Here is a 17796-nt window from a genome sequence, read left to right as displayed (position 1 = left end):
GCTGCAGGCTTTGATCTACCAGCCTCTGTCATTTCCGGAAAAGAGTGAACCTGGTCCGCCCCTGCTTCCGCCGCCGCCAGAACCGGTACCCTCTGCGGACTGTCTCCAAAATCAGACGGGGAACGGGAAATACCCGGCGGGAGGCCACCGGCCTGTATAACCGGTAATACAACCGCTTGTAATCCTCCCACATGCTGCAATCATCATCCTTCAGGAAATCCGAGACATCTACAATCAGTCCCCGGCCGTCCCGGAGCATCACATTCTTGGCGTGGATATCATGCGGGCGCAGTCCCCGGGATCTCGCATACTGAAGCGCGTTGTCAATGTCTTCAATGGCCTGTCCGGTAATGAGAATGCCCCGTTTCATGGCATCGTAGAAGGTGACTCCGCCCAGCCTTTTGAGGACCAGGTAATCCGCTCCGGCATAATAGCATTCCGAGAAAGCCGGATGCTGCCCAAGGCGGCGGTACACCTCTGCTTCTTCCTCAATGCCCGGCCTGCCCGGCGCGTAGATCTTCACTGCGTAAGCCTCAGCCCCCTGACGGCAGAAGACAGCCGCATAATTTCCGGTTCCGAGTACCCTCCAGAGCTTCGGTACACGACTGACCTTCACCGGCTCCAGCGGATTCACGCTCTCTATTTTAACCAGCCCCAGCAACTCGCCCGTGATCTGCTCCAGCAGCTTGTCCATCCTTCTCACCCCGCAGCTTAAGTTCAGTAATGACTCTATCCACCCAGTGTACGCTATTCCCCGGCGATCAGCCAATCTTGCCGGTAAGCATGGCGAAGAACCGGACAAAAGCTCCCCGGTTCTTCGTATATCCAAGGGTATCGGTTACAATCGCCCATAATGGACACCGCCCGCTATGCCAAATGAATAACCTCATGCTCCTCCGCACTTCGGTAGGTCCCGAATACAAGCTCCAGTGTCTTCAGATTATCTTCGCCGCTCGTCTGGAATTCCTCGCCAGTGTTCAGGCATTCAATGAAATGCGACTGCAGGCGGTAATGGCTCTCTTCAAAATCAAGCCCGTTCTTCTCCGACACGACCGTCTCGGTACCGCTGTTATCGATCAGGCTGAGGGTACCGCTGCTGTACAGCTTGATCGTTGCCTGATCGCCTTCAATAATCAGCTGTTCCTTATGGTCCGGCAGCACAGGCAGCGTGAGCCTGCCCGGCAGATTCTGCCGGGTGGCCCAGCTCATATCCATCAGGCCCATATAATCCTCATAGCCGAGGGTAATCAGCCCGGCGTCCTCCCCGGCAATATACGGGCTGGCCTTCCGGGTCTCCGCATACAGCCGCTTCGGCTCCCCGAACAGGAAGCGCCACGTATCATACCAGTGAACCCCCATCTCATAGAACAGCAGCCTCGGCATCTCCCGGAAGAACGGCTGCGGCAGCTCATTCTCCGGGGCAAACCGTGGTGAATAATAATCCGTGTGAATATAGCGGATCGTCTGGAGCTGTCCTGCCGCTCCCACATCCAGCAGCTTGCGGATAGCTTGAATCGGCTGCAGCCAGCGCCAGTTCTCGGTAACCATCAGCCGGACGCCCGCAGCACGCGCCGTTTCCACCATTTCACAAGCTTCCTCCATAGAACGGGCAAAAGGCTTTTGGCACATGATATGCTTCCCGGCCTGTGCGGCCAGTCCGACCAGCCCGGGATGGGTATCCGGCGCAGTAATAATATCCACTACATCCAGCTCCGCAGAAGACAGCATCTCTTCCAGCGTGGAGTACAGCATGTCCCGGGGAATCCCGTATGCCTCCCCCTTACTGTGCAGCTTAACCGCATCCAGTTCGCACAGGCCTTGAATCTGAACGCCGGGGATACGCTGCCATGCCTGCAAATGCTTATCTGACCAATACCCGGCGCCCACTATACCAATCTTCCACATCCTATTTAGCCTCCAAGTCATACTCATCGTGCAGGCGAGTCATTCTCACCGCCATATAGGTCCGTCCCGGAAGATCGACCCTGAAGGTTCCCTGATAGCTGCCCGTAAGCTCTTCCACCGTCATGTTCCAGGTATCCAGCAGCTCCACCTTGTAGCGGAACTCCGGGTTCATCGTGAATTGGCGGAAGCCCGGCCGGTTGAATCCGAAATAGTAGAGATAATATTCATTCTCCACGCCGGCTCTGGGCAGATCCCAATCTGAAGGCAACGGGTTCAGCCCCTCTGAAGGCCCTTCCTCCAGCACACGCCGCAGAAAAGCAATCCGCTCAGGACTCGTGCCATACAGCTGGCCGCCCTTGGCCCACCAGAGCTTATCCTCCGGGTGCAGGTAGGTTTCCCCATGTCCCACATATCCTCCACGGACCGCACCTTCCCAGAAGCGCCGGACCATCTCTTCCCCGGTAATATTTCCCCAGCCATGCTCGACATTACCCTCGTAGACACATTCATCGATTACGACAGGCTTATTCCAGCGCCGTCTCCATTCGTCCGTATTCTCGGAGGTCTTGTATGCATCCACACGCTGAATACTGCAATGCGTAACCCAGGGCTGGTTGAAATCATAGAAGGCTATACCGTTGTGATTAGAGATCAGGTGCCCGTAAGGGTCATAAGACGTTACAATATGCGCGTACCTCTCCCAGTCGGCCAGCAGCTTGTTGCTCATGAAATCATATTCATTGGCCAGCGACCACCAGATATGGCGGTAAGCCGAGAGTCTGGCTACAAGGTACCGGAGATAGCGGTCATCCGCCTCCTTGCCCATATCTGCGAAGCCCCAGCGGTCATACGGGTGGAACAGAATCAGGTCGGCCTCGACGCCCAGCTCCCCAAGGTCTGCAATCCGCTCCTCCAGATGCCGGAAGAATGCCGGGTTGAACCGGCTGTAATCCCAGCCTGCCTGGACCGAGCCTTCATAAGGATAGTACTCCGGTTCATTCTCGTTATAGGAGTAGGATTTCGGGAACACGCACATTCTTATTTTGTTAAAAGAAGACGCTTTCAGCGTATCCAGTGTCTGACGCTCCATTTCGTCCCCCTGGTGGGTCCAGGCGTAGCAGGTGGTGCCGACAGGAAGATAGGGCGTTCCGTCCGCATAGGCAAAATGAAAGGTGTTCCGCACCCGGACCGGGCCATGATTCTCCCCTGCCGCCGCTATGCATTCCAGTTCCCCCTCAAGTCCATGCAGAGCAGGCGCATTGCTGCTGGTCCGGAACGTCCACTTCCCCTGGTGCTCCGGCATGAAGCGGATGCGGTACACCCCGTCTCCATCATAGAAGCCCAGAACCAGAACCGAACGGTCTCCCATCGAGAATTCCGCCTGCAGCGCTACCTCTGTAAACGGATTGCCCCCTGCAGGGCCTCCTTGCAGTACAATTTCACATACCCCCCACTGCGAAGTCTGGTCCGGCACCGATATGGAGATCCTCCCCTGAAATGCTTCAGCCTGCCCTGCTTCCTTCGGATTAGCCATAAGTCCTGCTCCCTTCTGTATGAATCCTCAGATATACAATTAGCAACATTGAACTAAACATTAACTAAACAAATCAGATGAAACAACTTTATATCTATTCTAAAGCAATCCTACATCACCTTATAATTATCGTCAATATTATTTTTTACAACTAAACATAACTAAACAAACCGGTTCATAACCGCTTCATTGCTAAAATCGGCACCTTCCCTTACACTAAACATACTTAAGCTACGATGCGAAATGGAGGTCTTGTCATTGAATATGGAGGAGCTTGCCCGGCTGGCCGGGGTCTCCAAAGGGGCCGTCTCGCTGGCGCTGAACGGGAAGCCGGGGGTCGGGCCGGAGACACGCGGGCGAATCCTGCGCCTGGCGGAGACCTATGGATATACCGGCAGGGGAAGAGCGGCCGCCGCTGAGGCGAACCCCACCACCCTGCGGTTCCTGGTGTTCACCAATGCCGGACTCGTTCATGAGGAGTATTATCAGCAGCCCTTCTTCCGGGAGCTGATTCATCATATTGAGGAACGCTGCCGGATGGGGGGCTACAGTCTGATGTTCTCCGCGATTGAAGAGAAGCACTATGAGCAGGGCATTCAAGCGGTGATGGAGGAGCCCACCAGCGGCGTGATTCTGCTCGGGACCAGCCTGGATGCGGCCAGAATAGCCGATATCGCAGACAAGCTGCCCGGCCTCATCGTGCTGGATACCTGCTTCGATGCGCTGCCTGTCCATTTTGTCGAGATCAATAATTATATGGGGGCTTATCAGGCGGGCACCTATCTGACCGGCCACGGACACCGGAGGATCGGCTATATTGCATCCGAGGAGCGGATTCATAACTTCGGGGAACGGCAGCGCGGGTTCATGGACGCCATAGCGGAGGCGAAGGTGGAGATCCCCCGGAGCAGTATGCTGGAGGTGCCGCCGACCTTATTTTCCTCCCAGGCGCCGTTACGGGACAAGCTGCAGCGATTGAAGGACAGCGGACAGCCTTTTCCCACCGCCTTCTTCTGTGAATGTGACTACATCGCCATCAGCGCGATCAAAGCGCTTGGCGAGCTGGGCTTTTCCGTCCCGGAGGATGTATCCGTCATCGGCTTCGATAACATCAATGAATCACAGATTGTAGCCCCGGAGCTGACCACGGTTCATGTGGAGAAAGAACGGATGGCCGCGTGGGCAGTCGATCTGTTCACCGCTTCTCTTCACCGGCAGCCCGCAGTCAGCACCAAGGTCAAAGTCGACACCCTCTTTATCGAGAGAGCTTCCTGCCGGCGGCTCGAACCCTCTGGGGATTAATAAGCTACACTCACAGCCTATTTGCAAAAAAAACAGGAGCCAGCCCTTACCGCCTGATCGCGGCTAAGGGGTTGGCTCCTGCTCCTGTCTGCATAGTCCGTCCTATTCGTCCTGCTCTATTCGTCCAGCCAGGTACGCATCATCGATAACAGCTGTCCGCTGTTCACCGGCTTGGTAATATAATCCGAGCAGCCTGCTTCCAGGCACAGCTCCCGGTCCCCCTTCATCGCCTTGGCTGTAAGCGCAAGTATCGGGAGGTCCCTCCATTCCGGCTTCTCCCGGATCGCCCGGGTCGTCTCGTAGCCGTCCATTCCCGGCATCATGATATCCATGAGGACAATTTCGATGTCCGGCGTCTGCTCCAGCAGCGTGATCGCATCCTGGCCATTCTCTGCAGGGATCACCTTCATCTGATGGCGCTCCAGAATGGAGGTGAGCGCAAAGATGTTGCGGATATCATCATCCACCACAAGCACCTTTTTATACTCGATCATCTCATCCGACTGATAGAGCTTCACCAGCTTATCTCTGGAGAGCGGCGGCAGATTCTCTGCCTTGCGGTGCAGGGCGAGGGTGGATTCATCAATCAGCTGGGCATCCGACTTCACCTCTTTGAGCACCGCCATCTTCGCCAGCTCATCCCACTCGGCTTCTTCCTCCGATGTCAGCTTCCGGTTCATCTGCACCAGGACGGGGATTCTCTTATTTCTGGCGTTCTTGTACATCTCCCGGAGGAAACGGATCAGCTTCATGTCCGCCAGGCTGCTGTCCAGCACGATCGCATCGAACGTCTTGCTGTTCAACTGGTTCAAGGCTTTGCGCCCGGTCTCTACAAGAGTAAGCGTAAGATCCGGGTTGTCCAGCAGCCCGGCAACATGCTTGCGCTCCTGTTCATCCTGGACGGCAACCAGCAGATTAGCCGTGGCATGATCCGCGAACCGGTTCAGCCGGTCCAGCGCATTCTCCAGCTCCTCATTGGTCACGGGCTTGCGGAAGTAATCGTAAGCCCCCTTCTGCAGCAGCAGCACCTCGTCTTCATCCACAGTCATTACGCAGACCGGAATATGCCGCACCCCGATATCGTTTTTGAGCTGCTGAAGCACCAGCCAGCCGTCCGTATCTCCGCCAAGATGCAGATCCAGCGTGATGGCCGACGGTTGGTATTTCTGAACCAGCTCCAGGACATCCCAGCCGCTGGTGGCGATAACCGCTTTGATTCCTTTTTTGTGGAGCATCCCCAGAATGATCTCGTTGAACTTCTGGTCATCCTCAACGATCAGGAACACCCGGTCTCCCGGTTCAATCCCATCGCGGTCATCCGCGAAGGGCTCCTCTTCCGGCTTGACAAGGCTGCTTCTGCGTTTGGCCGGGGTAATGTCAATGACCTCGGGAACATGAGCCTTCGGAGGCTCCGGTTCAGTGAATTCCGCATCTGTCGGCAGGTACAGGTTAAATACGCTTCCCTTGCCCACTTCGCTGTACAGGCTAATCTCTCCGCCGAGCATCTCGGCGATCTCGCGGGAGATGGCAAGCCCGAGACCCGTTCCGCCGTATTCCCGGTTCGTACTGCCGTCCGCCTGCTGGAACGCTTCGAAGATAATCTGCTGCTTCTCCGCCGGAATGCCGATTCCCGTATCACTTACCGAGAAGCAGATTACGGTGGTGGCCCGCTCAAGCGACTCCTTATCCGGGTGCCACCCGTCAGCCGCTTTGCGGATCTGCAGCATAATCTGCCCCTGCTCGGTGAATTTGAAGGCGTTCGACAGCAGGTTCTTCAGGATTTGCAGCAGACGCTTGGAATCCGTAGCGATGCTGGCCGGTACACCGGGATCAATCTTGATCCGGTAGTCGAGCTTCTTAGCATCCACCATATGGCGGAAAGAACGGTCCAGCCCGTCCGTCAGCTCCGCCAGCGAGACTTCGCTGAAATCCGGCGTGATCGTGCCGGATTCGATTTTGGACAGATCGAGGATATCATTAATCAGGTTCAGCAGTTCAAGCCCGGAATCCTGAATCGTCTTGGCGAACTTCACCTGCAGCTCATGCAGATTCTCATCCGGATTCTCGGCCAGCTGTTCTGCCAGAAGCAGCAAGGAATTGAGCGGCGTGCGCAGCTCATGGGACATGTTAGCCAGGAATTCGGATTTGTACTTGGAGGTAAGGGCAAGCTGCTCCGCCTTCTCCTCCAGGTAACGCTTGGCCACCTCCACCTCATGGTTCTTGCTCTCCACCTCCGCCTTCTGGAGTACGAGCAGCTTCGCCTTATCCTCCAGCTCGTCATTCGTGCTCCGCAGCTCCAGCTGCTGCTTCTGCAGCTCCTCGGTGAGCGACTGGGACTGGATCAGCAGCTCCTCCGTACGCTGGTTCGCCTGCATCGTGTTGATTACACTGCCGATGGATTCCGTAAGCTGATCCAGGAAGGCGATGTCGATATCGCTATAAGGCCGGAAGGTCGCCAGCTCCAGAATCGCCAGCACCTGATCCTCGAAGATGATCGGCAGCAGAATGATATTAAGCGGCGTTGCTTCGCCCAGCGCGGAAGAGATCATCACATAGTCGCCCGGAACATTGGTCAGCAGAATCCGTTGCTTCTCAATCAGGCACTGGCCTACCAGCCCCTGCCCCGCCCGGAATTCATTCGCCAGATGCTTGCGGTTCTGATAGGCATAGCTGGCGAACAGCTTCAGCACCGCTTCCCCGCCCGAGGGTTCATTAATGTAGAAGACGCCATGCTGCATCGATACCAGCGGAGCCAGCTCGGACAGGATCATCCGGCTGACTGCATACAGATCGCGCTGCCCCTGGAGCATCCGCGAGAACTTGGCCAGATTGGTCTTCAGCCAGTCCTGCTCGGTGTTGATGCGGGTCGTCTCCTTCAGATTACGGATCATCTCGTTAATGTTATCCTTGAGCGTGGCAACCTCCCCGGAGGCGGACACATCAATCGCCCGTGACAGATCGCCGTTAGTCACTGCGGTAGCCACATTGGTGATGGCGCGCACCTGTGTGGTCAGCGTACTCGCCATGTAATTGACGTTGTCCGTCAGATCACGCCAGGTACCCGCGGCCCCCGGCACACTGGCCTGACCGCCCAGCTTCCCTTCGGCTCCAACCTCGCGGGCCACGGTAGTGACCTGATCGGCGAAGGTGGCCAGCGTCTCGATCATGTTATTAATCGTATCCGTCAGCTCGGCAATCTCGCCCTTGGCCTCCACCGTCAGCTTCTGCTTCAGGTTACCGTTCGCCACTGCCGTCACGACCTTGGCGATTCCCCGCACCTGATCGGTCAGATTGGTCGCCATAATATTCACGTTGTCGGTCAGATCCTTCCAGATGCCCCCGACACCGCGCACCTGGGCCTGTCCGCCCAGCTTCCCGTCCGTGCCGACCTCGCTCGCTACACGCGTCACCTCGGAGGCGAACGAATTCAGCTGATCCACCATCGTATTGATCGTGTTCTTCAGCTCAAGCAACTCGCCTTTGACATCCACCGTAATCTTCTTGGACAGATCCCCGTTCGCTACCGCCGTGGTTACACCGGCAATATTGCGCATCTGAATCGTCAGGTTGCTCGCCATGAAGTTGACGGTATCGGTCAGATCCTTCCAGGTGCCGGACACATCCTTCACCTCGGCCTGCGCGCCCAGCTTGCCGTCCGTACCCACCTCGCGCGCTACACGCGTCACCTCGGAGGCGAAGATGGAGAGCTGGTCCACCATCGTGTTGATCGTATTTTTCAGCTCCAGAATCTCGCCCTTGACGTCTACGGTAATCTTCTTGGACAGGTCGCCCTTGGCTACCGCCGTGGTCACATCTGCAATATTACGCACCTGGTCCGTCAGATTGCGGGCCATGTTATTTACGCCTTCGGTCAAGTCCTTCCAGGTGCCGCCGACTCCCTTTACCTGCGCCTGGCCGCCGAGCTTGCCGTCTGTACCGACCTCGCGCGCTACACGCGTCACCTCGGAGGAGAACATGGAGAGCTGGTCCACCATCGTATTGATCGTGTTCTTCAGCTCCAGAATTTCGCCTTGCACATCCGCAGTGATTTTTTTGGACAGGTCCCCGTTCGCCACCGCTGTCGTTACGACCGCGATGTTGCGCACCTGATTCGTCAGGTTGGACGCCATATAGTTCACGCTCTCGGTCAAATCCCGCCAGGTCCCGGCTACGCCCTTCACCTGCGCCTGTCCGCCCAGCATGCCTTCAGTGCCGACCTCACGCGCCACGCGCGTCACCTCGGAGGCGAAGATCGACAGCTGCTCCACCATGGTGTTAATGGTGTTCTTCAGCTCCAGAATCTCGCCGGTCGCATTCACCGTAATCTGCTTGGACAGATCCCCCTTCGCCACGGCAGTCGTCACTTCAGCGATATTGCGCACCTGATCCGTCAGCGTACCAGCCATGAAGTTCACGCTGTCGGTCAGATCCTTCCAGGTTCCGGAGACTCCCTTCACATCGGCCTGTCCGCCGAGAATTCCTTCTGTAGATACCTCGCGCGCCACACGCGTGACCTCGGAGGCGAAGTTGCTGAGCTGGTCCACCATGATGTTAATGGTGCTTTTCAGCTCCAGAATCTCGCCCTTCGCATCGACGGTAATCGTCTTCGACAGGTCGCCCTTGGCTACCGCCGTGGTCACTTCCGCGATATTGCGCACCTGATTCGTTAAGTTGGACGCCATATAGTTGACGCTTTCGGTCAAATCCCGCCAGGTGCCGGACACGCCCTTCACATCAGCCTGCCCGCCAAGAATACCTTCCGTACCGACCTCGCGCGCCATCCGGGTCACCTCGGAAGCAAAGGTCGATAACTGATCCACCATGATATTGATCGTGTTCTTCAGCTCCAGAATTTCACCCTGCACATCTGCGGTAATCTTCTTCGACAGATCGCCGTTGGCCACCGCCGTGGTCACCACCGCGATGTTCCGCACCTGGTTCGTCAGGTTGGACGCCATATAGTTGACGCTCTCGGTCAAATCCCGCCAGGTGCCGGAGACATCCTTCACATCGGCCTGTCCGCCGAGCTTGCCTTCGGTCCCAACCTCGCGCGCCACCCGGGTCACCTCGGAGGCGAACATGGAGAGCTGGTCCACCATCGTGTTGATCGTATTCTTCAGCTCCATGATTTCGCCACGTGCATTGACCGTAATCTGCTTCGACAGATCGCCGTTTGCTACGGCTGTGGTCACCGCCGCGATATTGCGCACCTGATCCGTAAGATTCGTCGCCATATAATTCACACTGTCCGTCAGGTCCTTCCAGGTGCCGGAGACCCCCTTTACATCAGCCTGTCCGCCCAAAATACCTTCGGTACCCACCTCACGCGCTACGCGTGTAACTTCGGAGGCGAACGTGCTGAGCTGATTCACCATCCTATTGATATTGCTTGCCGTCCGCTGGAACTCGCCGGTAAGCGGCCGTCCTTCAATCGCCAGCTCCACCTGCTGGGACAGATCGCCCTTAGCTACGGCGTTAATGACCCGGACCATCTCGCTGGTCGGCTGAATCAGGTCAATCACCAGTCCGTTCAAAGAATCGGTCACCGTCTCCCAGGACCCGCCCAGATTCTTCTGCACGAACCGTCTGGACAGGTTCCCTTCCTTGCCGACCACTCTGGCCACCGTCTGAACCTCGTTCACCAGGCTCTCCTGAATCTCCATAATCTCGTTGAACGTATCGGCTACCTTACCAGCGAGCCCCGTCCGGTCATAAGGCATCCGGTGGGAGAAATTGCCCTTCTTCATCGCCATTAAGGCGCTCAGCAGTTCACCTGCGTCTATTCCATCGCCCTGGTTTTCTTTGATTTGGTTGTCATCGCTCATAATATCAACCCTGCCCCTTATTCAGCACGTATTTTTGCTCCAATCCAAGATGCTCACGAACGACAATTGTAAAAACAAACGTAGCCCCGGGCTCCTCCGATGGCTCGACCCGGATGCTTCCGCCCATCAGCTCAACCAGTGCTTTGCTGATCGATAAGCCAAGCCCCGTGCCTTCGAACCTGCGTGTGGTAGAGGCATCGAGCTGGGAGAAGGGCTGGAATAGCTCGCCGATTTTATCCGGGGGAATCCCGATTCCCGTGTCTCTGATTGTGAATTCAAGCGTAAGCTTCTCCGCCGGTCCCTCCTGCTTGTTAACCATTATGTATACACTGCCTGCATGGGTGAACTTCACGGCATTGCCTACGAGATTATTCAGCACCTGGCGGAGGCGGTTCACATCTCCCACCAGATCAGGCGGCACAGCAGGATCAATCTCCACTACCATATCAAGCTTCCGCTCACGGATCTTAGCAGTGAACAGAGCAATAGTCTCACTCAGGCAGTCCTGCAGAGAGAACGGCGCATCTTCCACCACCAGCTTCCCGGCTTCCAGCTTGGAATAATCGAGAATGGGATTGATCACCGACAGAAGGGCATTACTGCTTGTATGGATAATCCCCGCCATCTCACAATATTCCTCCGGCAGATCAGAGGCGAGCAGCAGATCAGACATCCCGATGATCCCGTTCAGCGGCGTGCGGATCTCATGGCTCATCATCGCCAGGAATTCAGATTTCACCTTGGAGGCAACTTCTGCCGCTTCCTTCGCTTCCCGAAGCTCCTGATTCGTCTTCTCCAGCTGCCGCGCCTGCTGCTTCAGCATTTCGCTCTGGAGCTGCAGCGTCTTATTCGCTTCATACATGCTGACATAGCCCTCAATCTTGGACTTGAACAGCTGCGGGACGAAGGGCTTCGTCATGTAATCCATCGCACCCACAGAGTAACCTGCGAAGATATCCTCCATCGTCGTACTGTTAGCGGACATGAAAATAATCGGCACCACATGATTCTTCTCCCGGGTACGGATAAGGCGCGCCGTCTCCAGCCCGTCCATATCCGGCATTTGCACATCCATCACAATGACGGCGAATTCCTCCTCCAGCAGACAGCGTAAAGCTTCAATCCCGGAATAGGCCCGAAACAACCGGTAAGGCTCTCCGCGGAGAACGGCCTCAAGGGCAAGCAGGTTCTCGGGATGATCGTCTACAAGCAGGATATTGACTGGAAAATCCATGAGAACCTCACTTTCCAGCTTGTGGCTCGCTTACGTTTATATTTCGAAAATATAGCTTATATACCCAAAATTCCAAATCACGAAACTCAGGTCTGCTGGTAATTTACTGCTGTAATCAGGCAGTCCCGGCACAGAAAAGCATAATAAATACCCTCGTCCTCCGCCACCTGGCCCATATCCGCCTGCGCTGCAAAAGTCATCGTCTGTGCGCAGCAGGGACACGCCGGATAGTCCGCATCCTGAATCCAGGCCGGATGTCCTCCGATCTGCGAGGCCGGCGCCTCCAGCACCCAGTGTGCACTCTCATAAGTACCTGCCGGCTGTTCCGACAGCTGCATTACATGCCATGTACTACACGCCAGTGCTCCTCCAGTATTGTCAGGCAGATATCCAGGAACAACATTATATTCACTCCATGAATAACCGCCCTCCAGATCAGCCTTCATATATACAGTGCCGTAACAGTTGCAGTGCATACAGGCTGCAATTCTTAGCCGCTTGCCGGGAAGCTCCATGAATCTAACCTGCGGATGCTGCAAATCGTAATCGAATAAGACGGTTAGCGCACCTCCGCACCAAGGACAGGCGTGCGTTCCTGTCTGGAGCATTTGAACCGCCGCCGGAGCACCGGGCGCTTCCGGAGTGTCTTCCCTGCTTACCAGGAAGGGGTAACATTCAGAAGGGTACAGCTGCCTTTTGCCGCCTCCGGCATCCAGCTCCCAGCCTGCTTCAAGGGCATACGTCTCGGGTGCCTGATATAACGCCGCTGCCCACTCCGGCGGGGAGTGCCGCCACTGCGCAAATAGCCTGACCACCTCTTCATCGCCAATCCAGGCCAGCGCCAGCAGCAGCAGATTACGGTTAGCCGGATCGGAATCCACCTGGGCAATGAGCCGGTCCCGGACCTGCGCGTCAGCACCCTTGAAGAGGATAGCAGGCGCATAATTCCCTGTGCGGAGGAGCATTTCCAGAGCCGGCCCAAGCCGTGTATCCGTGAAGCAGAGGAGTGACACCAGAATCATCTCCGCCTGGTCTATATCCTCTTCTTCCAATAAATGAACAGCGTAGCTCTCCATCCGATCTCTCTGTTCCTCCGTCAGATCATGATACAGCTCCTGTGCGGTCCGGGGGTACGGGACTTCCTTAATTAGCGGATCAGGCTTCCGCGGGCTATGCATAATGGTGAGAATTTCAACCGGATCATGGATACCGGCATACCTGTTCACCTCTTTGCGGTTCTGTTCAATATAAGCCTGTTTAGCCATCGCTTTCTTCTGCTGGTAGCAGGGCATACAGATGCCCCCGGTCTTCAGTGCGGTTGCAGGAAGAATCGTTCCCGTGCAGCCCGGGGTCTGGCAAGGCAGACGTTCGCTCATATCCTCTCTCTCCCTTCATGATCAGTACGCAGATTATTCCCTCATTATAATAGATGTAGACCTTCCGATCGAATGTAGACCCGCTCCCGCCTGCAAGGGACGAAATTCCAGAATCTAGAATACAGTTTCAGCCTTAACCCTTGACTGTTCGCCCGCCATCTAAGATAATAACAACCTCTGCCGTATTCCATGCAGGACAAGACTAACATTGATACAGAAAAGGGGCGGTCGTCATCAGCTGGTTAAATGATCTCTACAAATTACAGAAGAAGGAGCCGGCCAAAGACGCCGAGCCTGCTCTGGTCAATGCCATCTTCCGCATGTATGACCGGTTCAAACGGCTCGGCCTCACCGAACGGCTCGGCCAGCAGGATATGTCGCTGGATATTGCCGACGCTTATATCCATGGCCGGAATGCAATGATTGAAGCCGGAGTCGGCATCGGCAAATCCTTCGCCTACCTGATTCCCGGCCTGCTCATTAACCAGCTCTCCCGGCAGCCGGTCATTATCGCCACCTCGTCCATCCAGCTCTCCGAACAGATCCATAAGGATCTGCGGTTCATCGGCAGCCGGCTCGGCTTCTCGATGGTCCGCTCAGTAGTCGGCAAGGGCATGGGGCAATATGCCTGCCGGTACCGGGCAGCGGACCTGTTCCCCTCCGGGGAGCCCGGTTCCCCGCTCACTGTACTCGCAGAAGGTATCCTGAATGCAGAAATCAATGAACGGGCAGATCTGAAGGGCGGGGTCAGTGATGCCTTGTGGTCTAACGTGTGTGTGACGGATTGCAAGTTCGAGCACTGCCACTACAAGCATACCTGCGCCTTCTATGACATGCGGGCCAAGATCAACGCCGGCCCGGGCGAGATGGATATCATCATCGTGAACCAGGACCTGCTGATCCGTGACCTCATCAAGAAAAAAGAAGGAACCAAGGGCCTGATCACCGAGCGGCCTGCGCTGATCATTATAGATGAAGCGCATAATCTGGAGGCCAAGGTCCGGGATGCCCAGACCCTGGAATTCACCTTCCGGGGGACCTCACGGGTGCTGGAGGATGCCATGCAGCTGCTGTACAAGCAATCCGCAGACCGCAGCCTGATGAAGTCCTTCCAGTTCGTCCGGCGCTGCGCCAAAGAGCTGTTCAGACAGATAGAAGCAGACCTGCTGCATACGGCCAAGCAGGACACTGACCGAATTAAAGTATCGGCGATTACAGGAGTCCCGCTAGAGCAAGCTGTGCAGATTCTGCAGGAGTTCCGCCTCAGTCTCTCGGTCCTGACTTCCCGGCATGAGCGGGAGATCGACAATACCTTCGAAGCCGTTAACGGAATGATTGACCTCTTCCAGGTGCTTGCCGGGAAGGAGGACAACTATCTCCTCTGGGCCAGCCAGCCCCGGGGAGAAGCTGCCGTCAGCATCTGCCCCAAGGGGATCAGCCGATTCCTGAAATACAGCCTGTTTAGCGGCAAAACCTCTGTCATCCTGACCTCCGCAACCCTCAGCCAGTCCGGCGATACGCTTGCGGAGCAGTACGCTTATCTGTCCCGTTCGCTGGGCTACAGGGGGGAGTATATGGAGCGTCAGGCTTCACCGTTCGATTATGACCACCATACGATGATGTATATTGCCAAGGACGTTCCTTACTATAACCACAACAACCGCGAAGCTTATCTGGAAGCGGCGTATAAGGAGCTGCTGCGGCTATGCAATGTAACGGACGGGCGGACACTGGTGCTTTTTTCGGCCAAAGAGGATATGAAGTACATTCACAAAAAGCTGAGTGCAGAAAAGCAGAAGTGGGCGCTGCATATGCAGCGGGAAGGCTCGTCCCAGGACGGGGTGATCGCTGAGTTCCGGGCGAGTAAGGGTGTGCTGCTGAGTACCGGTGTATTCTGGGAAGGCGTGAATATTGAGGGGGCGGATCTGTCGCATCTGATCGTCTTCCGGCTGCCGTTCCCGGTTCCGGCCGATCCTGTCTACGAATACAAGGCTGCGCAGGCGGCGAATCCGCTCATGGAGGTCTACGTACCGGACATGCTGCTCCGCCTGCGGCAAGGCACCGGGCGTCTGATCCGCAGTGAGACGGACCTCGGCGTGCTCAGCATTCTGGATTCCCGCCTGTCGGCCGGAGCCCGCAACCCGTACCGGGAGCAGGTCCTCGCCGCCCTGCCGTTCACCAAGGTGACGGAGGAATTCAGGGTGCTGGAGAAGTTTGTGCGTGAGAAGGGGATTCACCGGTGACGGGTAATGTACCTATTGCATTTTGTACATTAGATCGAGCTTTAAAACTAACTTTTTAGCTATTCTACTGTATTATGTACAGCAGAATTCAGAGATTTTGCCCATATTGGACTTCTCTCCAACATTCTACTGTACTAAATACAATCAGGACCATTTATTGAGGTGTTTAATGAATTTCTATTGCACATAGTGCAATCACCACTGGACTACCCGCACCATTCTTCACCAGCCCAGTTCACCACTTCATCAGCCTCCGAATTTCAGCCGTCAGTTTGTCTGCGGCTTTACGGTGGGTCACCTGGGAGGGGTGGAAGTCAACGGCGTAGCCGTCCTCTTCGCGCTGTACCTCGAACTTCATCACTGAGATCCTGCTGTCGCCGGTTTCCCCGGTATAGCGGCCAACCGCTTGCTCTAGGACAGGATACAGCCTGTCCCCCATGATCCCGAGCGTACATAGAATGATGGAATCGGGATTATTCCGTCTGACCTTTTGGAGAAAAGCGGCATAGTTCTCTGCATAATCCGCCTGCTTGGCGGGGTCCTCCTTGGTGTACGAATCGTCGTTGGTCCCCAGATTAATGACGATCAGCTCCGGCGTGAATCTGCTGAACTCCCAAGGGATCTCCTGGGGCAGCAGACTGCCGCCGAACCTCCCTTCCGACTTGCCTACCTTCTCGTAGTAATCGGGCAGAAGATGCGTGGTCAGCTTCTGGTCGTTCTCCGTGTAGCCGGTAATAATGCCGTATCCGCTGTAACACACCATACTGTAATCCGCACCAAGCTGCTCTGCGCTCAGGTAGGCGTAGGCCTTCGTTACATCTTCTGTAGCCGTAGAAAAAGTATGTAGCGCCTCTTCATCATCCACACCATATCCGCAGGTAATGGAATCGCCGATGAATTCGATCGTATGCTGCGGAGATGGGGTCGGCTTAATCCCTTCCTCAGCCTGCACCGCGATCTCTACAATGCCAACCGTTGACATGGCCGCTTCAGACAGCTTCGTAATTCTTACGGTAACCTCTTGCTCGGTGTCGCTTTCGAACACTGTATACGTTTTGCGCGGCTGATCCACTTGATCGTCTATCACCCGCTGGCCGTTAACGCTGATTCCGATCCGGGCCAGATTGTTGCCAGTTACAGCGGTATCATCGCCTTGCAGAGTGATCCGGGCCGCCCGGCCGTAGAAAGAGAATTCCACCCCGCCGCCGGAGAGCGCCAGCCACAGCACCTCTCCTATCCAGTGGGTCCGTCCGATAATTCTGACATGGTTAGCTGCCGGTTGGTACGTTTGCATCTGGGACATTCCATAACCTTCCTTCTCTCGTTTCTATTCGTAACAGTAGCAAAGGCGCTTTATCTTGGCAATGAAGATTGTTTAGAAGTGCTTTTCATATAGCTGCTTAGGGTGGTGTGGTAAGATACTAAGTACTTGTCAACTGGAACCCTATACATTCTATTTTGAAAAAAGGAGGATCTCCATGGACATCCCCAGAGGAACCTATGGCTTTCGCTTTGCCGAAGATAAGGAGCTGCAGCTGTGCGTATTGTTCGCCGCCGGTTATGATTCCGTCTCCGATCCCGCTTACCGCTGGGACGGTATGGAGCGCAGCGACGGCCCGCTGCTGCTGTTCCAGTACACCCTCTCCGGTGAGGGCGTGTTCGAGTCAGAGAACCGGACCTACCGGGTCCGGGCCGGACAGGCTCTGCTGGCAGAAATCCCGGGGCCGCACCGGTATTATTATCCGCCGGATGCGGCAGAGCCCTGGGAGTTTCTGTTCCTCCTGCTGCGCCCCAGCCTGATCTTGCCCCACTGGCGCAGATTCCTGCGCGAAGCGGGTGAGGTACCCCGGCTGCCCGCAGATTGTGCCCCTGTCCGGCTGGCACGGATGATTGTAATGGATGCCGGAGCGGGCAGAATCTCCGATCCGCTGATCGCCTCGTCCAGCGTCTACCAATTCATGACCGAATTAACCCGAATGCAGGCGGCTACGCTGCGCGACAGGGACAACTGGTCAGAGAATATCAAGCGCGCCGCCGCATTCATCGAGCAGCATTATTCGCAGATGATCAGCATCGACCAGCTGTCGGAGCATGTCTCCCTCTCCAAATATCATCTCATCCGCCGCTTCTCGGCCAGCACCGGCCATACGCCCGGTGCTTATCTGACCCGGGTCCGCACGGAGAAGGCGATGGAACTGCTCCGGGGGACGAGCTTAAGCATTGAAGCCATTGCCCAGCAGATCGGCTACTCCAGCGGAAGCTACTTTATCAAGGCGTTCCGCAGCCTGACCGGACTGACACCGGGCGATTTCCGCAGCGGAGGCGAGAGCCTGACTTACCGCCAGCTCTTTTTTGACTAAGCGCAATATAGTGCTAT

At 55.9% G+C, this 17796-nt stretch carries 11 protein-coding genes; 3 read left to right on the top strand and 8 right to left on the bottom strand.

Going from position 1 to position 17796, the window contains the following annotated elements:
* Positions 1-28 precede the first annotated feature (28 nt).
* The 4 genes from NST04_RS30415 to NST04_RS30400 all read right to left on the bottom strand — a co-directional run bounded on the left by NST04_RS30415 (position 29) and on the right by NST04_RS30400 (position 3439).
* On the bottom strand, positions 29-694 hold the full coding sequence (locus NST04_RS30415; protein ID WP_341187568.1) for a serine/threonine protein kinase: 666 nt from the start codon (positions 692-694) through the stop codon (positions 29-31).
* Between the two features lie 67 nt (positions 695-761).
* A complete protein-coding gene (locus tag NST04_RS30410; protein WP_341187567.1) occupies positions 762-890 on the bottom strand; it encodes a hypothetical protein in 129 nt (42 codons plus the stop codon).
* Positions 868-1905, bottom strand: coding sequence for a Gfo/Idh/MocA family protein (locus NST04_RS30405; RefSeq protein ID WP_341187566.1), 1038 nt, complete (start codon positions 1903-1905; stop codon positions 868-870). Before NST04_RS30405 ends, NST04_RS30410 begins: the two co-directional genes overlap by 23 nt.
* 1 nt (position 1906) lies before the next feature.
* A complete protein-coding gene (locus tag NST04_RS30400) occupies positions 1907-3439 on the bottom strand; it encodes a DUF5605 domain-containing protein (RefSeq protein ID WP_341187565.1) in 1533 nt (510 codons plus the stop codon).
* Between the two features lie 264 nt (positions 3440-3703).
* Between NST04_RS30400 and NST04_RS30395 the strand changes: the two genes are divergently transcribed.
* Positions 3704-4741 (top strand): LacI family DNA-binding transcriptional regulator, encoded by a 1038-nt coding sequence (locus tag NST04_RS30395; protein WP_445667974.1) that lies wholly within the window; start codon positions 3704-3706, stop codon positions 4739-4741.
* Positions 4742-4857: 116 nt separating this feature from the next.
* Here the strand turns inward: NST04_RS30395 and NST04_RS30390 are convergent, their stop codons facing one another.
* From NST04_RS30390 to NST04_RS30380, 3 genes are all read right to left on the bottom strand, one after another.
* A complete protein-coding gene (locus NST04_RS30390; protein ID WP_341187563.1) occupies positions 4858-10566 on the bottom strand; it encodes a HAMP domain-containing protein in 5709 nt (1902 codons plus the stop codon).
* A gap of 4 nt (positions 10567-10570) precedes the next feature.
* Positions 10571-11800 carry an ATP-binding protein gene (locus NST04_RS30385; RefSeq protein WP_209875034.1) on the bottom strand — a complete coding sequence of 410 codons (1230 nt, stop codon included), beginning with the start codon at positions 11798-11800 and terminating at the stop codon, positions 10571-10573.
* A gap of 86 nt (positions 11801-11886) precedes the next feature.
* Positions 11887-13176, bottom strand: coding sequence for a DUF1963 domain-containing protein (locus tag NST04_RS30380; RefSeq protein WP_341187562.1), 1290 nt, complete (start codon positions 13174-13176; stop codon positions 11887-11889).
* 320 nt (positions 13177-13496) lie between these two features.
* On the opposite strand from NST04_RS30380, the gene NST04_RS30375 reads away from it, so the two are divergent.
* The gene (locus NST04_RS30375; protein WP_341187561.1) at positions 13497-15419 is read left to right on the top strand and encodes an ATP-dependent DNA helicase; all 1923 of its coding nucleotides are present in this window, start codon (positions 13497-13499) and stop codon (positions 15417-15419) included.
* Between the two features lie 235 nt (positions 15420-15654).
* Here the strand turns inward: NST04_RS30375 and NST04_RS30370 are convergent, their stop codons facing one another.
* The gene (locus NST04_RS30370; protein WP_341187560.1) at positions 15655-16722 is read right to left on the bottom strand and encodes an SGNH/GDSL hydrolase family protein; all 1068 of its coding nucleotides are present in this window, start codon (positions 16720-16722) and stop codon (positions 15655-15657) included.
* Positions 16723-16897: 175 nt separating this feature from the next.
* Between NST04_RS30370 and NST04_RS30365 the strand changes: the two genes are divergently transcribed.
* Positions 16898-17779, top strand: coding sequence for an AraC family transcriptional regulator (locus NST04_RS30365; protein ID WP_341187559.1), 882 nt, complete (start codon positions 16898-16900; stop codon positions 17777-17779).
* The last annotated feature ends 17 nt before the right edge of the window (positions 17780-17796 follow it).

The organism is Paenibacillus sp. FSL H7-0756 (assembly GCF_038006765.1).
GTDB lineage: Bacteria > Bacillota > Bacilli > Paenibacillales > Paenibacillaceae > Paenibacillus_AQ.
This window is presented reverse-complemented; position numbering and strand designations above follow the sequence as displayed.

What these genes read in the sequence shown, in the direction of transcription:
- NST04_RS30395 (WP_445667974.1), top strand. Translation starts at nt 3,704, where the DNA reads ATGGAGGAGCTTGCCCGGCTGGCCGGGGTCTCCAAAGGGGCCGTCTCG.
- NST04_RS30415 (WP_341187568.1), bottom strand. Translation starts at nt 694, where the DNA reads ATGGACAAGCTGCTGGAGCAGATCACGGGCGAGTTGCTGGGGCTGGTT.
- NST04_RS30370 (WP_341187560.1), bottom strand. Translation starts at nt 16,722, where the DNA reads ATGTCCCAGATGCAAACGTACCAACCGGCAGCTAACCATGTCAGAATT.
- NST04_RS30375 (WP_341187561.1), top strand. Translation starts at nt 13,497, where the DNA reads ATGTATGACCGGTTCAAACGGCTCGGCCTCACCGAACGGCTCGGCCAG.
- NST04_RS30365 (WP_341187559.1), top strand. Translation starts at nt 16,898, where the DNA reads ATGGACATCCCCAGAGGAACCTATGGCTTTCGCTTTGCCGAAGATAAG.
- NST04_RS30390 (WP_341187563.1), bottom strand. Translation starts at nt 10,566, where the DNA reads ATGAGCGATGACAACCAAATCAAAGAAAACCAGGGCGATGGAATAGAC.
- NST04_RS30380 (WP_341187562.1), bottom strand. Translation starts at nt 13,176, where the DNA reads ATGAGCGAACGTCTGCCTTGCCAGACCCCGGGCTGCACGGGAACGATT.
- NST04_RS30410 (WP_341187567.1), bottom strand. Translation starts at nt 890, where the DNA reads ATGAGGTTATTCATTTGGCATAGCGGGCGGTGTCCATTATGGGCGATT.
- NST04_RS30405 (WP_341187566.1), bottom strand. Translation starts at nt 1,905, where the DNA reads ATGTGGAAGATTGGTATAGTGGGCGCCGGGTATTGGTCAGATAAGCAT.
- NST04_RS30385 (WP_209875034.1), bottom strand. Translation starts at nt 11,800, where the DNA reads ATGGATTTTCCAGTCAATATCCTGCTTGTAGACGATCATCCCGAGAAC.
- NST04_RS30400 (WP_341187565.1), bottom strand. Translation starts at nt 3,439, where the DNA reads ATGGCTAATCCGAAGGAAGCAGGGCAGGCTGAAGCATTTCAGGGGAGG.